The sequence below is a fragment of the Undibacterium sp. RuRC25W genome, assembly GCF_049339825.1.
GTDB lineage: Bacteria > Pseudomonadota > Gammaproteobacteria > Burkholderiales > Burkholderiaceae_D > Undibacterium.
On record NZ_JBMPPD010000082.1, the window covers coordinates 1 to 505 of the forward strand.

Below are 505 nucleotides of genomic sequence, written 5' to 3' on the forward strand. Positions count from 1 at the left end.
CTAATTTACCATATCGTTTTTTTCGTTTCTTCTGACAACGTAGATTTTTCCAAAGTGCTCCGCCTGATCGTTTATCCGCATAGACACGTTGATAAACTGTTTCCGGACTTATCGCCGCATGACCGCTAATTTGCTCTGGGCTCCATTGCTCCAATAGTCGTTCTTGCGCAAACTCCCAGACATCCTCGTCAATGCGCCGCGCGTTAATTGCACGTCGCTCCTCTGACTTTTTATGAGCTTGCTTTGGACGATAACCACGACCTCCAGTATTACGACGCAATTCTCTGCTGATGGTCGATTCACTTCGTTTTAGTAAGCTAGCAATCTGTCTTTGTGTTTGTCCTGCTTTTCTTAATGCGTAAATCTGGTATCGTTCTATTTGGGTGAGATGTGTGTAGTTCATTATGCAATTTCGACTGGCCGGTCAAAAAGGCACAAATGCTATCGCATCTTGCCCTCATTAACCGGTACCGTTCATAAATTGCACTTCATCCTAGAATTCGCC

Annotated in this window: 1 protein-coding gene; it reads right to left on the reverse strand. The window is 44.6% G+C overall.

What is annotated here, in order from left to right:
* Nucleotides 1–403, reverse strand: a 403-nt coding sequence (locus ACO0KV_RS18385; protein ID WP_423044604.1) for a transposase, incomplete at its 3' end; no start/stop codon positions are given.
* Between the last annotated feature and the right edge of the window lie 102 nt (nt 404–505).